General features: G+C 51.0%; 4 protein-coding genes. 2 read left to right on the top strand and 2 right to left on the bottom strand.

Annotated elements, in window-relative coordinates; translation table 11 throughout:
* Positions 1–416: chemotaxis protein CheW (locus tag QZP87_RS12615; protein WP_291323278.1), on the bottom strand; the 416-nt coding region annotated here is incomplete at its 3' end.
* 82 nt (positions 417–498) lie between these two features.
* On the bottom strand, positions 499–2,571 hold the full coding sequence (locus QZP87_RS12620) for a methyl-accepting chemotaxis protein (RefSeq protein ID WP_291323279.1): 2,073 nt from the start codon (positions 2,569–2,571) through the stop codon (positions 499–501).
* A 510-nt stretch (positions 2,572–3,081) separates the two neighbouring features.
* Here QZP87_RS12620 and QZP87_RS12625 point away from each other — a divergent pair.
* A complete protein-coding gene (locus tag QZP87_RS12625) occupies positions 3,082–4,632 on the top strand; it encodes an ATP-binding protein (RefSeq protein WP_291323280.1) in 1,551 nt (516 codons plus the stop codon).
* A gap of 45 nt (positions 4,633–4,677) precedes the next feature.
* Positions 4,678–4,800, top strand: a complete 123-nt coding sequence (locus tag QZP87_RS12630) for a hypothetical protein (RefSeq protein ID WP_291323281.1) — start codon at positions 4,678–4,680, stop codon at positions 4,798–4,800.
* Positions 4,801–4,998: the final 198 nt, after the last annotated feature.

Consider the following 4,998-nt stretch of genomic DNA (forward strand, 5'->3'; position numbering starts at 1 on the left):
ACAAAGGTTTCCTCGAGCCTGCCCAATCCGCGGATGAATTTCATGTCAATGGTGTTGCCGAGTTTGGGTGGGTCTTCTATTTGACTCTGTGGAATGTCCAGGACTTCCTGCACCCCGTCCACCAGGGCTCCCATGATGTTGGATTCTCCTTCATAACTGACCTCCACGATAATTATGCAGGTATCCACTGTCTGCTCCCCTTCATCTAGGCCGAACTTCCTGCGCAGGTCAACTACCGGAACGGGACGCCCCCGCAGACTGATCACTCCGCGCATGTAATCGGCTGTCCTGGGGACCCTGGTAATCGTGGTATACTCCAGGACTTCCCGCACCGAATCGATGCTCAGTCCGAAAAGCTCCTGATCCAGGTAGAAGGTCAGACAGGTATCGCTGTAGCTTGTGCCTTTGTCAGTCATAAGCACTCCTTGAACCAAACCTGAGCGGTTATCTGTTGCTGGATGTTATTTCAAAATGCAGCATCAGGATGCCGCCCGGACCTTAATAGCGCTCGAAATCCTGATCCTCATGGTCCTCCGCTCTGGTATCCAGAGCAAGGGCCTTCTTCGGTCCCGTCCGGGCCTGTTGCTCATTGGTGCTTTTCTTGGGAGACCCGCCTTCCTGCAATCCTTTCAAAAACCCCTCAGGTGCTTGGGGTGTCCGGCTCCTGTTAACAGAATGAGCTTGATTATGGCCATGTTCATCGACCTTGAAAAAGGTCATGGCATCCTGCAACTGTTGAGCCTGACTGGAGAGCTCCTCAGCGGTAGCGGACAGTTCCTCAGAGTATGAAGCGTTTTGCTGTACCACCTGATCCAGTTGCTGCAGGGCCTGATTTACCTGCTCTATCCCTGAAGACTGCTCCCTCGAAGAGGCGCTTATCTCCTGGACCAGTTCGGCGGTCTTCTGAATTTCAGGAACCATCTCCTTGAGCATCTCCCCGGCCTTTTCCGCCACCTGCACGCTGGATTTGGACAGCCCGCTGATCTCTGTGGCCGACTGCCCGCTTCTCTCGGCCAGCTTACGTACTTCTGATGCAACCACTGCAAAGCCTTTACCGGCTTCCCCAGCCCTGGCCGCCTCAATTGCCGCGTTCAGGGCCAGCAGGTTGGTCTGGCGGGCGATCTCTTCAATGATGTTGATCTTTTGAGCAATATCCCGCATGGCCTGCACAGTATCCTGCACCTGCTGTCCGCTATCTACAGCCTTTTTGGCCACCTGGTCGGCAATTTTCTCCGTCTGAGTCGCGTTGTCCGCATTCTGCTGAATATTGGAGCCCATCTGTTCCATATTGGAGGATACCTCTTCCAGGTTGGATGCCTGTTCGGTGGCTCCCTGGGACATCTCCTGGGCCGATGAACTCATCTGCTGGCTTCCTGCAGACACATTGGCTGCAGAAACCTTGACTCCGCTCACAATACTGCGAAGTCTGGACTGCATCTCCTGCATGGATTGACATAGAAGACCGATCTCATCTTTTCCTTCCACCTCCAGTCGTGCTTCCAGATTTCCCCGGGCAAGTTCGTTGGAAAAACTTACCCCTTTGGACATAGGTGTAGTAATCATGCGGGTGAGCAGAATAGCTGCGCCCAGGGCCAGAATCAGGGACAATCCAAGTCCTCCGGCTAGTATACGCGAGGAGTTGTTGAGCTGGACTATGGCCTGCTGAGCAATGCCTGTCGCCTGTTCCTCTGCTGCAGTTTCCAGTCCGCTGCATTCTGCAAGCACCGCATTGTAGGCGTCGTCCATGGCCTGACCCTGCACAACAAGCTCTCTTTGTGCATCAGCAACCGCCAGCATGGAAGTCTGATATTCTTCTGTGGCGTTCCTGACAGCCCTAAGCTGGCGAAGATTGACCTCCTGCCTGGTTACATCCAGGAGATCCTGCACCTGACGCATAAGCTCATCCGCCTTATCCACAGCCTGATGCAGTCCATCCACTTCCCTCATGGCTTGACTCTGCCAGTTGAGTACCTGAATCCCATTGTAAAGATCGATAATGTCGTTGGCCCGGGTAATCCTGTCCTGGCGTATGAGCAGCTCTTCAACGGTGTCCTGTTCTTGTACCTGTCTGGTCATCTCCTGGTTCTGATGTGACAGATAGCCCATGATGTTTTCTTCAAAGTCTGTACTGCTTTCTGATGCCTGACTGCGAGCCTGCAGCATCTGATCCACGGCTTGCCGGATATGGTCTACCGCAAGTTCGTACCTGCCCAGCTGACCTTCAATCTCCTCAAGAGCTTCAAGAACTTCCTGACGTTCTCTGTCCCGGGCGTCCCTCCGCGCATTGTTGATTTCCCTGCGCAACTCTTGTATCATGGATCGGCCCTGTTCCAGAAAATGTTCATCCTGGGTCATAATGTAATGATTCATGAAATATCCGGTCTGATACTGCAGATTGCTGACTGCGCCAGCCATAGACCATTCAGGAACGAGATCGTTTCCCAGATGCTCGCTGTCGCTGCTGACCCGGTCCATGTTGATCAGGCTCACCGCTCCCAGCCCCAGCATGATCACGATGAGCAGCCCAAATCCCAGTCCCAGTTTCATGCCCAGTCTCAAATTCTTAAACATTGCTGTTATCCTCCAGGTGTTGTCTATAACCTTCATTCATGCACATGCCCCGAATATTTTGCCAAAGCCGGTGAGCACCGGACCCGGGTAAAGCATTTTAGACCGGCATAGGTGGGTCCGGTGGTGAAGAGGCGGTGACATAACTATGGGAGATGAGCATAAAGCATACCACAGACCCGGATTTTGCCTACGACCCAAGTGCAAGAACTGTCCCCAGCTAAAAAAAGCGACAGCCCCGCTTATTCTGTTTGATAATTCATGTTGCATAAATGCTACAAACATGTCATAGAGTGTCGCATAAATACTACAAGTATATCAATTGGGTGCTGGCATTCTTGTCTGAGGATAAGCTGCAATTGTTCGAAAATCCTGGCGGCATAAGAGCCGTTCTGGCATATTTGTTGTATGTGGCTTGTGGTTAAAACCCTGTTTCTAAGCGTGGTTTTTGTTTATTGTGATAAAAGTACTTCATTACCTTGGGATGCCGGCAAAGCCGGCATGGGGAATAACATGAAAAACACCCTGTCAGTAACCAAAGAGATTAATAGTGAGAATCTATGTATTCTGGATAAAGCCATAGGTGACTATAACATCGGCATTATCGGAATGTCGCATGGTTTCGCCTCCATCCTGGAATTAACCGAGATCCCTGATCTTGAACATTATTTTCCCAGGCTGAATCTTGTGGCAGTGGCCCAGCCTGGTCCTGATGACAGACTTCTGCAAAAAGCCAGGGATAAGGGGATGAGTATTTACAGCTCATACCAGGAGATGCTGAAGGCGCACCCTGAAATCAACCTGGTCATTGAAAACACCGGTAAGCAGCACCTGGTCCCGGAGATTCGCAGTATTCTGCCTGCACATGTCTCTCTGCTGGACTATGGTGCAACTGTCTTTCTTTGCGGGCTGCTGCTGATGTTCCAGGTCAAAAAGAGATGCATGCTGAATCTGTCCTGGCATAGAGACCTTTTCCAGGCCGTAGTGGATCATTTGCAGGAAGACCTGCTGCTTCTGGACACAAAAGGGGTGATCCAGGATCTGAACATGCATGTCAGCAAAAGGCTGGGGAAGAAAAAAAATGATCTTATTGGCCGTCATTGCACGGAAATCTTTTCATGTGCCAGGGGTGCCTTTTACCGCGGCTTTTCCATCGGGGAAGACTACACCGATGCTGTATGTCCATTCAATAAGACACTTGCAACTCAACAACCTGCTGAAGCAATGCAGACCTGGGTTGATGAGCAGGGCCGGGCAAGATATTTCCGCATCTATACCTACCCGGTCTTTGACCAGTCCGGAATCCTGAAGTGGGTTGTAGAGATGAGACGGGACATCACCATTCGCACAGAGATGGAAAAACGCGTGGCTCTGTCTGAAAAACTGGCCACAATTGGGGAACTGTCTACCTACATTGCTCATGAGATCCGCAACCCGCTCTTTGTCATCAGCGGTTTCGCCAACGTTCTGCTGCGCAAACCTGAACATGATGAGGCAGTCCGGGAATATTTGCTTGGAATCCAGCGCGAATGCAAACGCCTGGACAGGATATTAAAGAGATTCATCAACTATGCCCGCCCTCCAAAACCGGTGTTCAAGGCAGTTGATGTCAACAAAATGATTCAGCACGTGGTCCAGCTTTTTGATTCCACCAGCAGGGAACAGCAAATTACTTTTAAAATGGATCTGCCTTCAAACCTGGCCAAAGCCGAAGGCGATCCAGAGTTGCTTAAACAATGCCTCATCAACCTGGTCAAAAACTCCATTGAATCCATGCCCCAAGGTGGCACCCTGAGGTTAAGCACTTTCATGGACGAGCAGTATGTCGGGGTTCGAGTGAGTGATGCGGGAAATGGTATTCCAAAAGAAGTCTGGAACAGGGCTTTTAATCCTTTCTATGCCACAGGGGAGGGAACCAGTGCTGAACTCGGTCTGGCCATGACCAAGAAGATCCTGGATGATATGCAAGGCAGGATGGAGCTTTCAAGCCACAAAGATAAGGGCAGCACCATAACCATCCGTATTCCCATGTTGTCGGCCATGCCCGATTCCGATATGGGATGATCAGATACAAATTTCCAAAGCGGGCTACGCCCGCAACACAAGATAATGCAGTGTTCTTATTCCAATTGGGGCAGTCCCCGCGACGCAGGCATTCAGGGGGTGCCGGAACCGTCCCGGGGAACAATGAAGCTGGGCATAGCCAGGGTGGTCGAAAGGCTGCCTGAATAATAGAAACGAACTATACTCACGCAGGGGAAAACAAGATGGGATAGGAAGGGACAGACAAAAAATACTGGACTTTTATTCTCATTTCGGCTCTCTCTTTTTCCATAGACATCAACCCTCACCCCAAGGAGGTTCACCATGCCAAGAAACGCCAGGTTTACCCTGCCTCACAGACCCACGGTCTATCACGTAATATCTCGT

It is taken from the genome of Desulfonatronospira sp., assembly GCA_003563255.1.
Classification (GTDB): domain Bacteria; phylum Desulfobacterota; class Desulfovibrionia; order Desulfovibrionales; family Desulfonatronovibrionaceae; genus Desulfonatronospira.